The following is a 20444-nucleotide window of genomic DNA, read 5'->3' as shown; positions in this document are numbered from 1 at the left end:
CCTTCGCCATGATCCTGGGCATCATGGTGTTTCTCACATTCTTCGTCTTGATGGTTCACTGATGGCTAGCGAAATGGCGTCTTCAACACTCCCCTGGCTGACCCTGTCGATCTTCGTGCCGATCTTCTTCGGCCTGCTGGTGCTGCTCATCGGGCGCGACGACAACCCCGGGCCGGCGCGTGTGCTGTCGCTGGTGGGCGCCATCGTGGCCTTTCTGGTCACCCTGCCGCTGTACACCGGTTTCGATCCCACGACGGCCGACATGCAGTTTGTCGAATTCGCCCCCTGGATCGAGACCTTCCACCTGAACTACCATCTGGGCATCGATGGCATTTCCGTATGGTTCATCCTGCTCACGGCCTTCATCACCATCATCGTGATTCTGGCCGGCTGGGAAGTCATACGCTCGCGCGTGGCGCAGTACATGGCCGCCTTCCTGATCCTTTCGGGGTTGATGATCGGCGTCTTCAGTGCGCTCGATGGCATGCTGTTCTATGTGTTCTTCGAAGCCACCCTGATCCCCATGTACATCATCATCGGGGCCTGGGGTGGGCCAAACCGGGTGTATGCAGCGTTCAAGTTCTTCCTCTACACCCTGATGGGGTCACTGCTCACCCTGATTGCCTTCATCTACCTGTGGCATGTCGCGGGGGGTTCGTTCGATGTCCTCACCTGGCAGAACATGCCGCTGGGTTACACCGAGCAGATCCTGATCTTCATTGCCCTGTTTGCGGCCTTTGCCGTCAAGGTGCCGATGTGGCCCATCCACACCTGGCTGCCTGACGCGCACGTCGAGGCCCCTACCGGGGGCTCCATCGTGCTGGCGGCCATCATGCTCAAGCTGGGCGCCTATGCCTTCCTGCGCTTTTCGCTGCCCATCACGCCCGATGCGGCCCACAGCCTGGCGGGCATCATGATCGCCCTGTCGCTGGTGGCGGTGATCTACATCGGCCTGGTGGCGATCGTGCAGGACGACATGAAGAAGCTGGTGGCGTATTCCTCGGTGGCCCACATGGGCTTCGTGACGCTGGGCTTTTTCCTCTTCAACATCACCGGCCTGGAAGGCGCCATCATCCAGATGATTTCGCACGGCTTCGTGTCGGGCGCCATGTTCATGTGCATCGGGGTCATGTACGACCGGCTGCACACACGGCGCATCGATGCGTATGGCGGGCTGATCAACCGCATGCCGCGCTTTGCCACATACTTTCTGCTGTTTTCCATGGCCAATGCCGGCCTGCCGGGCACCAGCGGCTTCATTGGCGAATTCACGGTCATTCTGGGCGCGGTGCAGTACAACTTCTGGATCGGCTTGCTGGCGGCGACGGCACTCATCTGGGGGGCGGGCTATTCGCTCTGGATGTTCAAGCGGGTTGCACTGGGGCCGGTGGCCAACGAGCAGGTCGACGGCATGCGCGATCTATGCAGCCGTGAGTTCCTGATCCTGGGGTTGCTGGCTTTCTTCGTCCTGTTCCTGGGGATCTACCCGCGGTTCTTCACCGAGCTCATGCACCCGTCGGTGCAAGCCCTGCTCGATCACGTGTCCATCTCGAAACTGTAGGCCTGATACACCATGCATAATCTGTTCGACTTCGCCCTGGCCACGCCCGAGATCGTACTGCTGGTGCTCACCGGCGCCGTGCTGCTCATCGATGCGTTCGGCAATGAGCCCACCCGCCGCATGACGTTCATGCTGACCATGGGCACCATCCTGATCGTCATCTTCGTATCCTGGGGGCAATGGGGCGAGGACACGCAGGGGCGCACGTTCAGTTCGCTGTACGTCACCGATTCGCTGGCCCATTTCATGAAAATCCTGTCCGCGATCGCGGTGGGTGTGACGCTCATCTACGGGCGTGCCTATGCCGAGCACCGCGACATGGTGGCGCGTGGCGGTGAAATGTATTCGCTGGCCCTGCTCACCCTTCTGGGCGAGTTCATCATGATTTCCGCGGGCAACATGCTCACGGTGTATCTGGGGGTCGAACTCATGTCGTTCGCCCTGTACGCCCTGATTGCCGTACGCCGCGATCATCTGGTGGCCACCGAAGCCGCCATGAAATACTACGTGCTGGGCTGCCTGGCCTCGGGCATTCTGCTCTACGGCATGTCCATGATCTACGGCGCCACGGGTGAACTCGGCCTGGCCGAGATTGCCGCGGTCATCCGCCAGGGCGAGGCCCAGAGCCTGCCGCTGGCTTTCGGGGTGGTGTTCATCGTCTCCGGCCTGGCGTTCAAGCTCACGGCAGCGCCCTTTCACATGTGGACGCCCGACGTCTATCAGGGTGCGCCAACCACCGTCACCCTGCTGGTCGCCGCAGCGCCCAAGTTTGCCGCCTTCGTGATCACCCTGCGCCTGCTCATCGAGGCGCTGCATGGCATTGCCTTCGACTGGCAGCCCATGCTGCTCATCATGGCGGTGCTGTCGCTGGCCGTTGGCAACATCGTGGCCATTGCCCAGACCAATTTCAAGCGCATGCTGGCCTATTCGACCATTGGTCAGATGGGCTTCGTGTTCCTCGGGCTGCTCTCCGGGGTCTATGAAGGCCAGTCGGGTGCGGCTGTGGCCGCCTATGGTTCGGCCCTGTTCTATGTGGTCATTTACGTACTGACCACCCTGTCGACCTTCGGCATGATCCTGATCCTGTCGCGGCAGGGCTTCGAGGCCGAGGAAATCTCCGACCTCAAAGGGCTGAACCGGCGCAACCCGTTGCTGGCGGGGGTGCTGTTGCTGTCCATGTTCTCGCTGGCCGGGATTCCGCCGCTGTCCGGCTTTTATGCCAAGCTGGTGGTGCTGCAGGCCCTGATCGGCGCAGGCCATGTGGCTGTGGCCGTGTTTGCCGTGCTGTGCTCGCTGATTGGTTGCTTCTACTATCTGCGCGTCGTGAAAATGGCCTATTTCGATGAGCCCGAGGATCACATCACGGTGGGTTCGGGCACGCCGGTCACGCGCAGCGTGATGTCGGTCAATGGCTTGCTGGTGGTCGGCCTGGGGATTCTGCCGGGCGGCCTGATGGCACTGTGCGTGCATGTGATCCAGAATTCGCTCAGCTTCTGAGGCAGGTCGAGCATTCATGTCCCTGACGGGCGCATCCTGGGTTGTCATCGTCTGTGCACTGGTGATGGCAAATCTGCCTTTCATCTGCAATCGGCCGCTCGCACCCTGGCCATGGCGCGCCTCTGCGCGCAATGTGCAGGTCAACAGCGGGCTGGCCTGGCTGCTGTGCCTGGCCTTTCTGCTGCTGCTGGCGTTGTGGGTCTGGGCAACGCTGTGGCTGGTGGGTGGGGCATTCGCGGGCGGTGGGGGTCTGGCCGTCCTGTTCCTGATCAAGTTGCTGGTCAGCGTCGCGGCCGCTGGCGTCCTGCTGTGGCTGCCCGGGCTGTCGTTGGGTAGGAGGTCGCGTGCGGATGAAGAACGGCCCGCCGAACCAGTGGCTTCGCGCATCGCCCGGCGGCCTGATCCGGCTGCAGGCAAACCTTTCGTGGACCGTTTTCTCGAGGTGCTGGTCGGTTACATACTGGTGGGCACGCTGGGCTTTTCCTTTGAATTGAATCTGGGCAATGCGTTCCCGCAGGGCTGGGAATTCTATGCCGTGACGCTGGCCTTGTTCCTGGTGCTCGGCTATCCCGGTTTCGTATGGCGGTACATGCTGAAGCGCCGCCATCATCCCGGCCGCGGAGCCTGATGAGGGCCGGCAGGCAAGGCCTGTCCGGCAGCTATCCGTACAGCACGCCGGCATCCACGTCGGCCAGGGTGCGGCAGCCGGTCAGGGCCATGGCCACTTCCAGTTCGCCGCGCAGAATCTGGATCAGATGCGCCACGGCCGGCGCGCCGCCTGCCGCCAGGGCATGCAGGATGGGGCGGCCAACCAGCACGGCCTGTGCGCCGGCGGCCAGCGCTTTCAGGATATCCGTACCGCGCCGTATCCCGCCGTCCAGCATCAGGGGCGCCCGTCCCGCCACGGCTCGCGTCACTGCCGGCAGCGCGTCCAGGGTGGCGGGCAGGGTGTCCAGACAGCGTCCGCCGTGGTTGGATATGATCAGGCCATCCACGCCGCAGTCGAGCGCCAGCAAGGCATCGCCCGGGTGCAGGATGCCCTTGAGCCATAGTGGCGCTTCCGGCAGGGCGGCACGCAGCCAGGCCAGGTCCTCCCAGGTGGGGGCGCCATCCAGCAGGCCGCTATCGAACAAGGGGCTGCCGCTGCCCGCAACCGGGCGCGCTACAGGGGGCGACAGCCCTTCCAGATGGACACTGCGTATGCTGCGTGGCCGACGAAAGCCGCCGTGCTGCTCGACATTGCGCACGCCGTTCACGGGCGCGTCCACCGTCAGCACCAGGGCGCGCGCACCGGAATCCAATGCGCGCCGCGCCAGGGCCAGGGTGTGTGCCCGTTCGCGCTGGGCATACAGCTGGAACCACAGGTGCGCAGGCCGCGGCAGGGCCGCCAGCGTTTCGATGGCGGTGCCCGATTGGCAGCTGAGCACCAGCGGTGTTCCGGTGGCTGCCGCCGCCCGGGCCGTAGCGACTTCGGCCTCGGGGTGTACCAGCCCGTGCCAGGCCATGGGGGCAATCAGGACTGGATGCGCCAGGGGCAGGCCGGCCAGAGTCAGACCGGTATGAGCGCCTTGCAGGGGGCGCAGCACGCGGCCCGACAGGCGTTGCGCATCAAAGGCGCGGCGGTTGGCCTGCAGCGTCAACCCGTCGGCGCCGCCCGAGTCGAGCCAGGTCAGCACGGCCGGGTCCAGGCGGGCACGGGCCAGGGCGGCATAGTCGCTGGCGTTCAGGGGCGGGCGGTCTGCACCGGCGGCAGACGATGCGGGTGTGCAGGGTGGGGTCATGCGGGGAACTCTGGGATAATGGCGCTTTCGACAACAATGGATGGGTGCGATTCATGGCGCACGTGATCTTGCAGGCACCGCGCATCCTGCATGCCGATGTAGAGCGCCTGGCCGCCGTGGCCAGTGCGGGCGGGGTACAAGAGCTCGGTCCTACGGTGGTGCGTTTGCTGAATGTGGACGATGCCTGCCGCGCAGAGTTGCTGGCGCTGGCCCGGGCGGCCCGCCTGGATGCCGCATGGCTGGATACGGTGGATTTGCTGAGCAGTTGCAGGCTGCTCGCGATGGATATGGATTCGACTCTCATCAATATCGAGTGTGTGGACGAATTGGCCGATGTTGCGGGCTGCAAGGACCAGGTGGCGGCCATCACCGAAGCGGCGATGCGCGGCGAGGTCGCCGATTATGCCGACAGCCTGCGTCGGCGCGTGGCCTTGTTGCGTGGCCTGCCGGAAACCGCACTCGATGAGGTCTTCACCCGACGCCTGAGGCTCAATCCCGGGGCCGAGCGTCTCATCGAGGTGGCCCGAGCGCACGGCCTGAAGGTCTTGCTGGTGTCCGGAGGGTTCACGTTCTTTACCGAACGCCTGCGCCGTGGCCTCGCGCTGGATGCGGCGCATGCCAACACCCTCGAGGTGGTGGACGGTGTTCTCACCGGCCGCGTGCTGGGCGATATCGTCGACGGGGCGGCCAAGGCCCGCCATGTGCGCGAACTGGCCGCCCGGCTCCAGGCGGCACCCGAGCAGATCATCGTACTGGGTGATGGTTCCAATGACCTGCCCATGATGCAGGAGGCCTATTATTCGGTCGCCTACCGGGCCAAGCCCGTGGTGCGTGCGCAGGCCCGCTTCGCTCTGGACTACAGCCCGCTGGACGGCGTGCTGTCGTGGTTCAGGTTGCGTCATGGCTAGATCTCCGACCACAGGCGCAGCAGGTTGTGGTACACGCCGGTCAGTGCGTCGATGGCAGCCTGGTCACCCTGGCTCTGGATGAGGCGCTGGATTGCCACGTCCTGCTGCAGCAGCAGGTTGCGACGGCTGTCGTCACGCACCAGGCTTTGCGTCCAGAAGAATGAACCGTAGCGTACGCCGCGGGTGACCGGTGTGACTCGATGCAGGCTGGTGCCAGGGTAGACCACCGCATGACCGGCAGGCAGCTTGATGCGCTGGTCGCCATAGGTGTCCTGCACGATCAGTTCACCGCCCTCGTATTCTTCGGGATCGCTGAAAAACACGGTGGTGGATACGTCGCAGCGGATCAGGCCCGGGTCGTCGGGCAGGCGGAAGATGGCGTTGTCGATGTGCAATCCGTAGTGCTCGCCGCCCGCGTAGCGATTGAAGCGCGGTGGCAGGATGCGTACCGGCAGTACGGCTGACTGGAACACGGGATGTGCGCTCAGGGCCTGCCTGATGCGTGTGCCGATCTGCAGGGCCACGGGATCGTCCGTGGCCAGTTGGTGGTTGGCCTTGACGCGGGCGGCCACGTGGCCTGCCGTACGCCGGCCATCCGTCCAGCTGGCTGACTCGAGCGCCTGACGGCAGGCACGGACCTGTTCATGGTCCAGCAGGTCGGGCAGGGTGATCAACATGATGGATTGCGGACCCGGTCCGCGCCCTGATCGGCTCGGGCGGCCGCCTGCACGAAAAATCGGCCCGCCAGGTCGGTACAACCGGGCTGGGCCTGCAGCCAGGTTGCCGCCTGGCGCAGGAAGGCCGGGGTGGCCGTCTCGGGTACCCGTTCCAGCCAGGCCCGGGCCTCCTGAAGCTGACCCTGGCGCAACAGCAGGCGCGCAGCATTGAATTGCCCGCGAAAGTCGCCACCCTGTGCCGCACGCTCGTAGTGATGCAGTGCCACGTTCAGATCCCGGGGGACGACCCAGCCGTCTTCATGGAAGCTGCCGATCATGTTCATGGATTTGGCATGCCCCAGTGCGACTGCCGCCCTGAACCAGCCCAGCGCAGCCCGCCGATCGCGTGTCACCCCCTGGCCCAGGGCCAGGGCAGTGGCATAGTTGTACATGCCCCAGTCCAGCCCGCCCTGTGCGGCCAGGCGGTACCAGTACGCTGCCATGAGCGGGTTGGGCGCGACCCCCCAGCCGTGTGCATGGCACTGGCCCAGCATATTCAGTGCCATCGGGTTACCGTGGCGTGCGGCATGGGTGAACCACTGCACGGCGGCTTCGGGGTTGCGGGTGACGCCGTGGCCATCGAGCAGCCATTGGCCGTAGATCAGCTGGGCCTGGATGACGCCGCCTTCGGCCGCTGCCTTGACGGCGGCGGCCGCCTGTCCGGGAGGGCCGGACAGCAAGCGGGTGTAGTCCCTGGCCAGCGTGCCCGGATCTGCCTGGTTGATGGCCCGGGTATCGAATCGGCTCGAGCGGCCTGAAGCGGCGGCCTGGGCGTACAGGGGGCGGCAAAAGCGCAGGATCAGCATCAGAAGTGCAGGTTGACGGTGCCGATCACCGAACGCCCCGCTGCGACCGTCGCATAATGCGACGCATAGGCCTTGTCATAGTAGGTCTTGTTGAACAGGTTGTTCACGTTCAGCTGGATATCGATCATCTTGTTCACCTGATAGCTGGCCATGGCGTCGAAGCGCCAGTAGGCAGGGATGCTGGTGGTATTGGCCGTATTGCCGTACTGCCTGTCGACGTAATAGGCGCCCAGCCCCGCGGTAAACGTGGGCGTGAACGCGTACGTGTTCCACAGGCTGAAGCTGCTGCGCGGGGTATTCGGGAAGTCATTGCCCTCATCGGAGGCCGCGCCGCTGGCGCCGTCGTCGTCGATACGGCTGCGCAGGTAGGTGTAGCCGCCGTAGGCCTGCCATTGGGGGGTGATGCTGCCCGAGAAACCCAGTTCGAAACCATCCACATGCTTTTTACCGGCCATCGCGTAGTCGCCGCTGGGCAGTGTCACGCGGGCATTGGTGGTTTCGATGCGAAACAGGGCGGCTGTCAGGCCCAGGCGCCGGTCGAGGAAATCCCATTTCGTGCCCAATTCATAGATCCGGTTTTTCTCCGGAGCCATGTCGGCGGCATTTGCACCCCTACAGGTGCCTCCGCGGCAGTTGGGCGTCAGCCCCTGGGTCTCGCTGCCTTCGCCCAGTGTGGCCCCGGCCGGTGTGGAAGACGTACCGAACGTGGCATAGATGCTGCCGTTGTCGGCTGGCTTGTAGACCAGGCCCAGCTGGTAGTTGAACAAGGTATCGTGGCGGTCTACGCCGTGCTGGCCGTAGGGCGTCAGACGCGTGCGGTAGTCGTCCAGCCGCAGGCCCACCGAGGCCAGCCACCGTTCGCTCAGCGCCAGCGTGTCGAAGGCATAGATGGAGCGCGTCAACGTGCGGGTCGTGCTGTTTTCACCCCTGGGATCTCCTGTGCCGATGTCGCGCCAGGGATCGGAAGGGTCGGGATTCCACAGGCTGGTGCAGTTGTAGCCGGACGCCGCTCCTGCGCTGCCGGGCGGGCAGTCGCCCGTGCCGCGGTTCACGTCCAGGCTGTCTTTGCGACCTTTTTCTTCCGACAGTTCGATGCCCAGCAAAAAGCGATGCTGTATGCTGCCCGTGGCCAATGAGCCTTGCAACTCGGTCTGGTTGGCCCAGGTGGCGACCCGGCTGTCGCGCGTGTTGGCCCGACGCCAGACCAGGCCATGGTTGACGTTGCCCTTGCTGTCGTCAGGCTGGGTGACGACATACTTCTGTGTGCTGTGGGTGTAGCGCGCCTGGTTGATCAGCGTGAGACGGTCGCTGAAGTCATGTTCCACGCGCAGCGTGGCCATGTCGTTTCGACCCTTGCGGTAGTCGCTGTCCAGACCGTAGAAATTGTGGCGATCGACATCGAAGGGACGCCGCATGGCATCTGGGTCGGCTGGCCTGGTGTAAGGAATGCCGCTGTCGGGCGTATCGTCATATTGCATGTGGTAGTACGACAATGAGACCCGGGTCGGCGTGCCCAGGCCGAAGCTGATGGCAGGGGCCACGCCCCAGCGCTTGTAGTCCACTGAATCGCGGCCATCCACATTCTGCCTGTGGCCCATCAGGTTGAGTCGCAAGGCCGAGTGCTCGCCCAGCATCCAGTTGCTGTCCACGGTGGCTCGACGGTAGCGGGATGTACCCAGGCCCAGCGATACATCGGTGAAATCGCGCAGCCTGGCGGTCTTGCTGACCAGGTCGATGCTGCCGCCCGCACCGCCGCGGCCCGCATAGACGCTGTCGGGGCCCTTGATGATTTCGACTTGCTCGGTATTGAAGATGTCGCGTGATGTGGCGCCTATGTCGCGCATGCCGTCGATGTAGGTGCTGGACTGTGCGTCGTAGCCGCGGATGAAGGGACGGTCGCCCAGGGGGTTGCCCCCTTCGCCCGCACCGAATGTGATGCCGGGTGAATTGCGCAGTACGTCAGTCAGGGTGCTGGCAGCCTGACTCTGTATGACCTCCATGGGGATGATTTCCACGGAGCGGGCCGTATCCAGCAGGCGCTCGGAAAATTTGCTGGAGGCGGATTCGTCCACGCGGAATGGAGCCGGCTTTTCGCCCTGTACACGGATGGGCGACAATTCAGCGGGCTCCATGCTCTGGGCCTGACCGGTCTGGGGCAGGAGAAGCAGGGCCGGCGTGGCCAGTGCGGTGGCCAGGCTGCCGCCCAGCCTGGCCGATGAGGGTTCGGGTATGTTGTTCAAGGACGTCTCCGAAGATGACAAAGATCAATTTGGAATTCAATCCGAAATAAATTCTAAACGAGAAGCGTTCTCAATACAATTCATATTTACATGGTGCGGGTCCATTCTGTTCGAGCGCCAGCCGATTCTCCCTGCTGGATGAGCCGTCGGTGCCGGTTTTCCTGCAAAACGCGCAACAGGCTGATATGCTTGAAACATTGTGCATCGCCATCAGGAACCACGATATGACGCAACGTTCATCCGCACGCCCGGCCGTACTGGTCTGCCGGGCTGTCTTCCCTGCCGCACTCGAGCGCCTGGAAGAACATTTCGATGTCACGGCCAACCAGGGCGACGAGCTCTGGTCCCAGGAAGAACTGATCGAGCGCCTGCAGGGCAAGCAGGGGGCCTTCACGACGGGGGGCGAGCGCATCGATGCCGCGTTGCTGGCGCGCTGCCCCGATCTGAAAATCTGCGCCAACATGTCGGTGGGTTACGACAATTTCGATGTCCCCGCCATGACGGCGGCCGGGGTGCTGGCCACCAATGCGCCAGGCGTATTGACCGAAACCACGGCCGATCTGGGTTTCGTGCTGCTCATGGCGGCTGCACGGCGGATCACCGAGTCCGAGCATTATTTGCGCGCCGGGCGTTGGGATCGCTGGTCCTGGGACATGCTCACGGGGCAGGACATTCATGGCAGTACGCTGGGTATCGTGGGCATGGGGCGGATCGGCCAGGCCATTGCCCGCCGGGGGGCGCGGGGCTTTGACATGCAAGTCGTCTACCACAACCGCACGCGCCTGCCCGAAAGCACCGAGCAGGCGCTGGGGGCGCGTTATCTCGGGCTGGACGATCTGTTGCGCAGCGCGGATCACGTCGTGCTGGTGGTGCCCTACGCTGCAGAATCCCGCCATCTGATCGGCGCCGACCAGCTGGCGCTCATGAAGCCCACGGCCACACTGGTGAATATCGGGCGCGGCGGCGTGGTCGATGACGCGGCGCTGGCGCGCGCCCTGCAGGAAGGCAGGCTGGCTGCAGCCGGGCTCGATGTATTCGAGGGCGAACCGCGTGTGCATCCTGATCTGCTCGCCTGCACCAACGTGGTGCTGACCCCGCATATCGGCAGTGCCTCGGTGCCTACCCGCAAGGCCATGATCAATCTGGCCTGTGACAACCTGATCGGCTGGCTGACCGAAGGCAAGGTGCATACACCGATCAATCCCGAGGTGGCCCGGCCGTGATTCAAAGCGCCATGCCGTGGCGCATCGCTGATCAGCCGCAGGGCAGATACATTCAATCACGATTGACGCTCGACGACGAACTGCAGCCACCTATGCGGGCGGGTATCGGCGAGTGGGCAGTACTTGAAACCCAAGACGAAATGGAGACACCATGGGTACATCCACCGACCTGACAAGCTGGTCGATCACTCGGCAATCCGAGGCCCTTTCCGCCCGGCAGATTTCTGCCGTTGAACTGGTCGAGGCCTATCTTGACCGTATTGCGGCATTCGATGGCAGGCTGCACGCGTATTCCGAAGTCTATGCCGATGACGCCCGGCTGGCGGCCCAGGCGGCCGATCTGGCCTTGCGCGCGGGGCACGCTCTTGGCCCCTTGCATGGCATTCCGGTGGCCATCAAGGATCTGGTCGAGATCGATGGCCGTATCACCACGGCCGGCTGCGCGGCGTGGGGGCAGCGGCATTCATCCATCACGGCCACGCTCGTCCAGCGCCTGCTGGGGCAGGGCATGATCATTCTCGGCAAGACGCACATGGTCGAATTCGCCTACGGCGGCTGGGGCACCAATCCTGGCATGGGCGCCCCATGGAACCCATGGGATCTGTCGCGAGCGCGCATCCCCGGGGGATCCAGCAGTGGTTCCGGTGTAGCCGTGGCCGCTGGCCTGGCACCCTGGGCCGTTGGTACCGACACAGGGGGCTCGGTGCGCTTGCCGGCGTCCTGGTGCGGCATCAGCAGTTTGAAGACATCGGCTGGGCGCATCAGCAATTACGGCGTTCTGAATCTGAGTCCGACGCTGGACACTCCGGGTCCGATGACGGCCACAGCGCAGGATGCGGCATTGCTGTATCAGATCATGCAGGGCCCGGATCCACTGGACTCTCGTACACTGGGCCTGCCCTCCGAGCCAGGTCGGGCCGGGCCTGGCCGGGGTGTGGCCGGCCTGCGGTTCGCACGCATGCCCGACAGCGAACGCGTCGGCGTTACGCAGCCCGTGCTCGATGCCTATGACCGAACCCTGGATGAATTCGCGCGCATGGGGGCGGAGATCGTCACACTGACCCTGCCCGTCAATTTTGCCGAGGTGGCCACCCTCAATGGCCTTGTCATGTCAGCCGAAAGCTATGCCTTGTTGCACGATATGGTCGATGATGCGCGCCAGCCGCTTGATGAAGCCGTGCGGGCCCGGGTGCTTGCCGGGCGTGAGATCACGGCCAGTGGCTATCTGCAGGCGCTGGCACAGCGCAAGGCATCGATCGAGGCCTTCGACCGGATCTTCGATTCAGTGGATGCCCTGCTGACGCCGACTACGGCCAGCACCGCCATCCCGCTCGATGAGGTCGACGAGAACAGCAGCCCGTCGCGCTTTACCCGTTTTGGCAATTTCCTCAACCTCTGCGGCATGGCGCTGCCCAATGGGCATGATGCACTGGGCCTGCCCACTTCGGTTCAGGTTCTGTGCCGCCAGTATGACGAGGCCATGGCCCTGCGCATCGGTTGTGCCTACCAGAAGGAAACCCGCTGGCACGAACGGCGCCCCGATCTGGGTGCGCTGGCCGGCGCCTGAGCCGCAGGCCGACGCGCAGTCTGGCTGGTGTGCACCGGCAGGCGGGCGCCCATTCTGGTTGGTGTGCAGCGGCAGGCCGGCGCGCAATATTGGCGCCGGCCTGCGCCTGTGGCGGTGCTGGCCTGCAGCCCGTGTGTTGCCACGGGCCCGCGGCGCTGTCAGCTGGCCGACAAGTCAGTTGGCCAGCAATACGGGCACGGTCATGCTGGACAGCAGGGTGCTGGTGGCCCCGCCCATGATCCATTGCCGCATGCGGCTATGGCCATAGGCCCCCATGACGATCAGATCGCGGTCGGTGTCGGCGGCCGTGTTCAGGATGACGTTGCCCACGCCGTAGCCCGTGCTTTCCTTGAGCATGTGCCTGGGTTCCGGGTAGCCGAGGCTGCGGCAGTAATGGGCGAAGTCGTCATCGCGCAGGTCGCGTTCGGTGGCCAGTTTTTCGTTGCGGTCGATTTCGAGCACGACCAGTGACTTGCATTCGCGCAGCAAGGGTGCGGCGTCGGTGAAGGCGCGGGCGGATTCGCGGCGCTGATCCCAGCAATAGAGGATACGCTGGCCTATGGTTTCGAAATGGCCATGGTTGGGCACCATGAGAACCGGCCGGCCAGCGGCCATGACGACGGCTTCGGGCAGGTTCGGGCGCAGCGATGAAAAACTGTCGGCCGGGTCGACCTTGCTCATGACCAGCAGGTCGCAATAGCGTGCGTGCAGTGCCAGGGCGTCGTCTACATCGCCCCCTGGCGTGCGCCATTGGCAGGCCACGCCAGCAGCCTGGGCCTTTTCGAGAAAGCGCGCGCGGGTGGCCTCGCGGTGCTCGTCCTGGCGGCTGCGCAGGGCCGAGCGCACTTCCTGTGGCAGGATGTTGTCGTCCTGCTGCAGCCCCGCGACGCCCGATGCCGGGTAGATGCCCACCACTTCGGCGCCATGGGCCGCCGCCAGCCGCAAGCCGATGTCGATGCGCCTTTCGCAGGTGTGATCCTGATTCAGATGAATACCGATACGCCCCAGCATGTGTATACCCCCGTGAGATTCAGTCTTGCAATTCGTTTTGCAGATGCCATCATGCCATCGGCCTTCGGATTCGTCTATAATTTTCCTCAACAAGGGGAGTCGCCCTCCCGCCGTTGTGTCGTCAATACGTTGCTCCATCGCGGGCTTCCGGTGCACGGGCAGTCTGTTTCAGGCTGCGGGCAAGACCTTGCCGTTCAGGGGCAAGGTGCAACTTCTGGAAACGCCGGCCACTGAAGTGTCCGGCTTTTTTCTGGAGTCCTCGTGCACCATCTCATTGCCTCTTTATCTGATTTCTTCCTGACCCTGCACTGGCCGGCGGTCTTCCAGATCATCCTCATCGACATCCTGCTGGGGGGCGACAACGCAGTGGTCATTGCGCTGGCCTGTCGTCGGCTGCCGCAGCGCCAGCGCGTATTGGGCATCCTCTGGGGCACGGGCGGGGCGATCGTTTTGCGCATCATCCTGATCAGCTTTGCCATGACCCTGCTCGAGTTCCCCGGCCTGAAGGTTGCAGGCGCACTGCTGCTGTTCTGGATCGGTGTGAAGCTGCTCCTGCCGGAAGCCCACCCCCATGGCGAGATCCAGGCGGGTCCGTCGCTGCTGTCGGCCATACGTACCATTGTGCTTGCCGACGTGGTCATGAGCCTGGATAACGTGATCGCCATTGCGGGCGCGGCACAGGCGGCCGCCGAAGGGCATCAGCTTGGCCTGGTGATCTTTGGCCTGCTGTTCAGCGTGCCGGTGATCATCTGGGGCAGCACGCTGGTGCTCAAGTGCATCGACCGCTTCCCTGTCATTGTCACCCTGGGGGCAGGGCTGCTGGGCTGGATTGCGGGCGGCATGCTGGTGGGTGATGCCGCAGTGGAGCGCTGGTATGGCCCCCTGCCCACATGGGGGGTATGGGGCGCAGAAGCCCTGGGGGCGATTCTGGTGATGGCTGCAGGCCGGCTGGTGGCAAGGCGGCGCCATGCCCGTAACCGTCGTCTGGCCTGAGGCGGCGCGGTACACTGGCCTGTCTCGAAGGAGGTCACATCATGTTGGTGGTTCTGTCGCCCGCGAAAAAGCTGGATTTTGACTCCCCGTTGCGCGTGACCGCGCACACACGGCCGGTGTTCCTCGATCAGGCCAACGAACTTGCGGCCCGTCTGCAGACGCTGGGCCCTGACGCCCTCGGGCGCCTCATGAAGCTTTCAGCCGCCCTGGCCGAGCTCAACGCCCACCGCTATGCCGGCTGGGTGGCCGATCCCGACCTGCAGCATGCGCGTCAGGCGGTGCTGGCCTTTGACGGCGATGTGTACGCGGGGCTGCAGGCGGGCTCGCTCGACAGCCAGCAGATGGCCTGGGCACAGGATCATCTTGCATTGCTCAGCGGCCTGTATGGGGTGCTGCGGCCGCTCGACCTGATCCAGCCGCACCGGCTCGAAATGGGTACTCGCCTCGAAACGGCGCGTGGTGCGAACCTGTACGCATGGTGGGGCGGGCAGATCGCTGATGAACTGAATCGCCGCCTCGATGCGCTGGCCGGGGAGCGGGTTCTGGTCAACCTGGCTTCGGCCGAGTATTTCAGATCGGTCCAGATACCACGCTTGCAGGGCCGGGTCATCGAGTGCGTGTTCCAGGACCTGAAAGACGGGGCATGGAAAGTGATCGGCCTGCATGCAAAGCGGGCCCGTGGGCTGATGGCCCGTCATATCATCGAACAGCAGATCGAATCGTCCGAACAGCTGCGAGGCTTTGCTGCCGAGGGCTATGCCTGGCATGCGCCGCAGTCGGATGAGGCCCGTCTGGTGTTCCGGCGGGGTGGCTGACATGAGCGCGCTCAATGCCAATCTGTACGGGGTGCTGCAATCGGGTTTCCCCAAGAATCGCCAGGCAGTGGCCATCGAAACGCCCACACGTGTTCATACGTGGCAGGATGTCGAGTCCCTCAGCGGGCGGATGGCGGCCTGGCTGGCATCCACGGGCATTGCACCCGGTTCGAGGGTGGCCGTCCAGGTCGAAAAATCCCCCGAAGCGCTCATGCTGTACCTGGCGACCTTGCGTGCCGGCTTCGTCTATCTGCCGCTGAACACGGCCTACCAAGAGGCCGAGGTCGCTTATTTCCTGTCCGATGCCCAGCCTGCCGTCGTGATCTGCACCGAGGCCTCTCGCCATTGGTGCGAACCACTGGCCCTGCAGCATGGCGCGCAACACGTGCATACGCTGGAGGCCGATGGCAGCGGCAGCCTGATGCGCGCACTCGAAGGCCTGCCCACGGCCTTCGAAACCGTGCACTGCAATCCGGGTGATCTGGCCACGATCCTCTATACGTCCGGCACGACGGGGCGCAGCAAGGGGGCCATGCTCACACATGGCAACCTGGGCGCCAATGCGCTCACCCTGAAGGATTTCTGGGGCTGGCGCCAGGATGACGTGCTTTTGCACATGCTGCCCATCTTCCATGTGCACGGCCTGTTCGTGGCCGCCAACGGGGCCTTGCTGGCGGGCGCCCGCATGATCTGGCTGCCGCGCCTGGACATCGATCAGGCGCTGCGCGAACTGCCGCGCTGCACGATGATGATGGGGGTGCCCACGTATTACGTGCGCCTGCTGGCCGATCCGCGCTTCGACCGGGCATTGTGCCGCAACATGCGCCTGTTCATCTCGGGGTCGGCACCCCTGCTCGAGGATACCTTCAAAGAATTCCGCGCGCGCACCGGGATGACGATCCTCGAGCGCTATGGCATGAGCGAAACCAACATGAACACGTCCAATCCCTGTGATCCGGCCCTCGGCGAGCGCCTGGCCGGCACGGTGGGGCCGGCCTTGCCTGGGGTGGCCGTGCGGGTGGTCGGTGATGATGGCCAGCCTTTGCCGGCCGGGCAGCCCGGCCATGTGCAGGTTCGTGGCCCCAATGTGTTTTCCGGCTACTGGCGCATGCCGGAAAAAACACGCGAAGAGTTCACCGATGATGGCTGGTTTCGCACTGGCGACATTGGCGTATTCGGGGGTGCCGGGATCCCGGATCACTATCTCAGCATCGTGGGCCGAAGCAAGGATCTGATCATTTCCGGGGGCTATAACGTGTACCCGAAGGAAATCGAACTCGTCCTGGATGCCATGCCCGGTGTACAGGAGTCCGCCGTCTTCGGGGTGCCGCATCCCGATTACGGCGAATCGGTCATGGCGGTCGTGGTGCCTCGCGAGGGCGCCGGGCTGGATCTGGCGAGCATGCAGGCCGAACTCAAGGTGCGTCTGGCCCGTTTCAAGGTGCCCCGAGCGATTGTCGAAATACAGGCGCTGCCGCGCAATACCATGGGCAAGGTCCAGAAGAACATGCTGCGGCAACAGTATGCGGATCCTTCCTGATCCTGCGCGCGGCAACGCCCGCCCCTCAGCGCGCTCGCGCTGCGTCGTGGTGCTGTGACGGCGGCCGGGATACTGGCCTGAGTTCAGGCCCGGCCATCCCCGCCGGCCTTCTGCAACATCCACTTGCAGTCGATGTTGCAACGCGGTAAATTACCTCATTGCCCTGCATCATCCTGCAGGGGTCAACTGCCTGGCACCGGGTCGGGTGATCCACCAGACCTGCAATGCCACGTTCTACATGCTCCGAGCCGGGCCACAAGCCTTGCCTCGGGCGTTCGTTTCAACCACTGTGCGCTGCAGGCAGCGCAACGTGCACTGTGCCAAGGGGGTACAGGCGGGCTCCGTGGGGTGTCCGGGCGCAGCGGTTCCGTGAATCGCCCAGCCATCGGATCATGCCGCGGGATGCCGGCACTGGCCCAGGCCATGAAGGCCGCCTGGTGCAACGCACAGGTCGAAAAGGAAATCATCATGGAAACCAATGGCGCCGACATCGTCGTGCGTTGTCTGATCGAAGAAGGGGTCGAGCACGTGTTCGGCTACCCTGGGGGCGCGGTCCTCTACATCTACGACGCAATCTACAAGCAGGACAAATTCAAGCATATTCTGGTGCGTCACGAGCAGGCTGCCGTGCATGCCGCCGATGCGTACTCACGCTCATCCGACAAGGTGGGGGTCTGCCTGGTCACCAGCGGGCCCGGGGTGACCAATGCGGTCACCGGCATTGCAACAGCCTATATGGACTCCATCCCCATGGTGATCATCACAGGCCAGGTGCCCACCCATGCGATCGGCCAGGATGCCTTCCAGGAATGCGACACCGTGGGCATTACGCGGCCCGCCGTCAAGCACAATTTCCTGGTGCGTGACGTCAAGGACCTGGCTGAAACCATGCGTCGGGCCTTCTATATCGCCCGGTCGGGGCGGCCCGGGCCCGTGCTGGTCGATATTCCCAAGGATGTCTCGGTGGCGCCATGCAAGTATCAGCCCCGCCGTGGGCCTACGGTGATGCGGTCCTACGCGCCGGTCACCAAGGGCCATCATGGCCAGATCAAGAAGGCGGTCCAGCTCATGCTGGCCGCCGAGCGGCCGATGATCTATGCGGGTGGCGGCGTCGTGCTGGCCAATGCGGCCGACGAACTGCGCAAGCTGGTGCGCCTGACCGGCGCGCCCTGCACCACGACGCTGATGGGCCTGGGGGCCTTGCCGGGCACCGACGCTCAGTTTGTGGGCATGCCCGGCATGCACGGCACCTACGAAGCCAATATGGCGATGCAGAACTGTGACGTGCTGATCGGCATAGGCGCACGCTTCGACGATCGGGTGATCGGCAATCCCAGACACTTTGCGCAGGTGCCCCACAAGATCATCCATGTGGATATCGATCCTTCCTCCATTTCGAAGCGGGTGCGCGTCGATGTGCCCATCGTGGGCGACGTGAAGGAGGTGCTGCAGGATTTCATGGGTCTGTACGCGCAGGCCATGGCCGAGAAAGATGCACAGGGCAGCCGTCTCGAAGGCTGGTGGAAGCAGATCGATGGCTGGCGGGCGCGCAAGTGCCTCGACTATGAAAATTCGGACGAACTCATCAAGCCGCAGTTCGTGGTGCAGAAACTCTGGGAGATCACGCGCGGCCAGGCATTCGTCACCTCCGATGTGGGTCAGCACCAGATGTGGGCTGCCCAGTATTATCCATTTCCGGAACCGCGCCGCTGGATCAATTCGGGCGGTCTGGGCACCATGGGCGTGGGTCTGCCCTTTGCCATGGGCGTGCAGATGGCCAACCCGGATCGGGATGTCGCCGTGATCACGGGCGAGGGCTCCATCCAGATGAACATCCAGGAACTGTCCACCTGCAGCCAGTACAGGCTGACACCCAAGATCGTGTGCCTGAACAACAGGTACCTGGGCATGGTGCGCCAGTGGCAGCAGATCGAATATGGCTCACGCTATTCCGAGTCCTACGTCGACGCCCTGCCGGATTTCGTGAAACTGGTCGAAAGCTACGGTCACATCGGCATGCGCATCACCCGCCCGTCCGATGTGGAACCCGCGCTGCGCGAAGCGTTCGGCAAGTACAAGGACCGGCTGGTGTTCATGGACTTCGTCACGGATCAGACGGAAAACGTCTGGCCCATGGTCAAGGCAGGCCGTGGCCTGACCGAGATGTTGCTGGGTTCCGAGGATCTGTGAGGGGGCTGATCATGAAACACGTCATTTCCATTCTGCTCGAAAATGAACCGGGCGCACTGTCGCGCGTGGTCGGGCTGTTTTCGGCACGCGGCTACAATATCGAGACCCTTACGGTGGCGCCCACCGAAGATGTGACGCTGTCACGTATGACCATCGTCACGATCGGCTCCGACGAAATCATCGAACAGATCACCAAGCACCTGAACCGGCTGGTCGATGTGCTCAAGGTGGTCGACCTTTCCGAAGGGGCCCACGTCGAGCGCGAACTCATGCTGATCAAGGTGCGGGCGGTGGGCAAGGAACGCGAAGAAATGAAGCGCATGGCGGAAATCTTCCGGGGTCGCATCATCGATGTGACCGACAAGACCTACACCATCGAACTGACGGGGGTGCAGGATAAAATCGAGGCCTTCATCGGCGCGCTCGATCGCAGTGCCATCCTGGAAACCGTGCGCACCGGGGTCTCCGGTGTGGCGCGCGGCGAACGGGTTCTGAAACTTTGAGCTTTTACCATCACGGATACTGGAGTCTTACATGAAAGTTTTTTACGACAAGGATTGTGACCTGTCGCTCATCAAGGGCAAGCACGTGGCCATCATCGGCTATGGCTCACAAGGCCACGCCCATGCCCTGAACCTGCATGATTCTGGGGTGCATGTCACGGTCGGCCTGCGCAAGGGGGGTGCATCCTGGGGCAAGGCCGTGAACGCAGGGCTCGAGGTGAAGGAGGTGGCCGAGGCGGTCAAGGGGGCTGATGTGGTGATGATGCTCCTGCCCGACGAAACCATTGCCGGGGTCTACCGGAACCACGTCGAGGGCAACATGAAGGCCGGTGCCGCGCTGGCCTTCGCCCATGGGTTCAACGTGCATTATGGCCAGGTGGTGCCGCGCGACGATATCGACGTCATCATGGTGGCCCCCAAGGCGCCCGGGCACACCGTGCGCGACACGTATGCCCATGGTGGCGGGGTACCGCAGCTGGTGGCCGTGCACCAGGACGTCTCGGGGCGTGCGCTCGATACCGCGCTGTCCTATGCCATGGCCAATGGCGGCGGGCGGGCCGGCATCATCGAGACCACGTTCCAGGAAGAGACCGAGACCGATCTCTTCGGCGAGCAGGCCGTGCTCTGTGGCGGCACGGTCGAACTCATCAAGGCCGGTTTCGATACGCTGGTCGAAGCGGGCTATGCCCCCGAAATGGCTTATTTCGAGTGCCTGCACGAGCTCAAGCTCATCGTCGATCTGATCTACGAAGGCGGTATTGCCAACATGAACTACTCGATCTCCAACAATGCCGAATTCGGCGAGTACGTCAGCGGGCCACGCATCATCAATGAAGACACGCGGGCGATCATGCGTCAGGTGCTGACCGACATCCAGTCGGGCGTGTATGCGAAGCGTTTCATCCTGGAAAATGCCGCGGGCGCACCTGAGCTCATCTCGCGGCGCCGCATCAATGCCGAGTCGCAGATCGAGCAGGTCGGGGGCCGCCTGCGGGCCATGATGCCCTGGATTGCCGCCAACAAGCTGGTTGATCAGAGCAAGAACTGATACGGGCCGGTTCGTGGCCCATCGTTTGCAGTCCGATACAGACGC

At 63.7% G+C, this 20444-nt stretch carries 17 protein-coding genes; 12 read left to right on the top strand and 5 right to left on the bottom strand.

The window, feature by feature from the left end:
• Positions 1-73 precede the first annotated feature (73 nt).
• Genes WCY17_RS11790 through WCY17_RS11780 form a run of 3 tightly spaced genes read left to right on the top strand, consistent with a single transcriptional unit; the run spans position 74 to position 3686 of the window.
• Entirely contained in the window at positions 74-1561 is a 1488-nt protein-coding gene (locus WCY17_RS11790) for an NADH-quinone oxidoreductase subunit M (protein WP_372702383.1), read from the top strand.
• A 12-nt stretch (positions 1562-1573) separates the two neighbouring features.
• The gene (nuoN, locus tag WCY17_RS11785) at positions 1574-3058 is read left to right on the top strand and encodes an NADH-quinone oxidoreductase subunit NuoN (protein WP_372702382.1); all 1485 of its coding nucleotides are present in this window, start codon (positions 1574-1576) and stop codon (positions 3056-3058) included.
• A gap of 16 nt (positions 3059-3074) precedes the next feature.
• On the top strand, positions 3075-3686 hold the full coding sequence (locus WCY17_RS11780; protein ID WP_372702381.1) for a DUF2818 family protein: 612 nt from the start codon (positions 3075-3077) through the stop codon (positions 3684-3686).
• A gap of 31 nt (positions 3687-3717) precedes the next feature.
• Here the strand turns inward: WCY17_RS11780 and WCY17_RS11775 are convergent, their stop codons facing one another.
• Entirely contained in the window at positions 3718-4839 is a 1122-nt protein-coding gene (locus WCY17_RS11775; protein WP_372702380.1) for an alpha-hydroxy-acid oxidizing protein, read from the bottom strand.
• Between the two features lie 53 nt (positions 4840-4892).
• On the opposite strand from WCY17_RS11775, the gene serB reads away from it, so the two are divergent.
• Positions 4893-5747, top strand: coding sequence for a phosphoserine phosphatase SerB (gene serB, locus WCY17_RS11770; RefSeq protein ID WP_372702379.1), 855 nt, complete (start codon positions 4893-4895; stop codon positions 5745-5747).
• On the opposite strand, the gene WCY17_RS11765 is transcribed toward serB, so the two are convergent.
• From WCY17_RS11765 to WCY17_RS11755, 3 genes are read right to left on the bottom strand one after another with little or no spacing between them, the layout of a single operon-like run.
• Positions 5744-6424: a Fe2+-dependent dioxygenase gene (locus WCY17_RS11765; protein WP_372702378.1), complete on the bottom strand. Its 681-nt coding sequence runs from the start codon at positions 6422-6424 to the stop codon at positions 5744-5746. The two genes, serB and WCY17_RS11765, sit on opposite strands and share 4 nt — an antisense overlap.
• On the bottom strand, positions 6418-7269 hold the full coding sequence (locus WCY17_RS11760; RefSeq protein ID WP_372702377.1) for a tetratricopeptide repeat protein: 852 nt from the start codon (positions 7267-7269) through the stop codon (positions 6418-6420). The genes WCY17_RS11765 and WCY17_RS11760 overlap by 7 nt, the downstream gene beginning before the upstream one ends.
• Complete coding sequence (locus WCY17_RS11755; RefSeq protein ID WP_372702376.1) at positions 7269-9509, bottom strand: TonB-dependent receptor; 2241 nt, start codon at positions 9507-9509, stop codon at positions 7269-7271. The genes WCY17_RS11760 and WCY17_RS11755 overlap by 1 nt, the downstream gene beginning before the upstream one ends.
• 224 nt (positions 9510-9733) lie before the next feature.
• Here WCY17_RS11755 and WCY17_RS11750 point away from each other — a divergent pair, with 224 nt between their 5' ends.
• Together WCY17_RS11750 and WCY17_RS11745 are read left to right on the top strand one after the other, a co-directional pair.
• Positions 9734-10732, top strand: coding sequence for a 2-hydroxyacid dehydrogenase (locus WCY17_RS11750; protein ID WP_372702375.1), 999 nt, complete (start codon positions 9734-9736; stop codon positions 10730-10732).
• Between the two features lie 151 nt (positions 10733-10883).
• On the top strand, positions 10884-12299 hold the full coding sequence (locus WCY17_RS11745) for an amidase (protein ID WP_372702374.1): 1416 nt from the start codon (positions 10884-10886) through the stop codon (positions 12297-12299).
• A 174-nt stretch (positions 12300-12473) separates the two neighbouring features.
• Here the strand turns inward: WCY17_RS11745 and WCY17_RS11740 are convergent, their stop codons facing one another.
• Positions 12474-13310, bottom strand: a complete 837-nt coding sequence (locus WCY17_RS11740) for a universal stress protein (RefSeq protein WP_372702373.1) — start codon at positions 13308-13310, stop codon at positions 12474-12476.
• A gap of 261 nt (positions 13311-13571) precedes the next feature.
• Between WCY17_RS11740 and WCY17_RS11735 the strand changes: the two genes are divergently transcribed.
• The 6 genes from WCY17_RS11735 to ilvC all read left to right on the top strand — a co-directional run bounded on the left by WCY17_RS11735 (position 13572) and on the right by ilvC (position 20399).
• Entirely contained in the window at positions 13572-14303 is a 732-nt protein-coding gene (locus WCY17_RS11735) for a TerC family protein (protein ID WP_372702372.1), read from the top strand.
• Positions 14304-14344: 41 nt separating this feature from the next.
• The gene (gene yaaA / locus WCY17_RS11730; protein ID WP_372702371.1) at positions 14345-15118 is read left to right on the top strand and encodes a peroxide stress protein YaaA; all 774 of its coding nucleotides are present in this window, start codon (positions 14345-14347) and stop codon (positions 15116-15118) included.
• 1 nt (position 15119) lies between these two features.
• Positions 15120-16658 carry a malonyl-CoA synthase gene (locus WCY17_RS11725; RefSeq protein WP_372702370.1) on the top strand — a complete coding sequence of 513 codons (1539 nt, stop codon included), beginning with the start codon at positions 15120-15122 and terminating at the stop codon, positions 16656-16658.
• A gap of 423 nt (positions 16659-17081) precedes the next feature.
• Positions 17082-18848, top strand: a complete 1767-nt coding sequence (locus WCY17_RS11720; protein ID WP_372702369.1) for an acetolactate synthase 3 catalytic subunit — start codon at positions 17082-17084, stop codon at positions 18846-18848.
• Positions 18849-18859: 11 nt separating this feature from the next.
• A complete protein-coding gene (ilvN, locus tag WCY17_RS11715; RefSeq protein WP_372702368.1) occupies positions 18860-19351 on the top strand; it encodes an acetolactate synthase small subunit in 492 nt (163 codons plus the stop codon).
• 31 nt (positions 19352-19382) lie between these two features.
• Complete coding sequence (ilvC, locus tag WCY17_RS11710) at positions 19383-20399, top strand: ketol-acid reductoisomerase (RefSeq protein ID WP_372702367.1); 1017 nt, start codon at positions 19383-19385, stop codon at positions 20397-20399.
• Positions 20400-20444: the final 45 nt, after the last annotated feature.

It is taken from the genome of Castellaniella sp. (assembly GCF_041677825.1).
GTDB lineage: Bacteria > Pseudomonadota > Gammaproteobacteria > Burkholderiales > Burkholderiaceae_B > Castellaniella.
The sequence above is the reverse complement of the archived record's forward strand: the minus strand, read 5'-3'. Positions and strand labels throughout refer to the sequence as shown.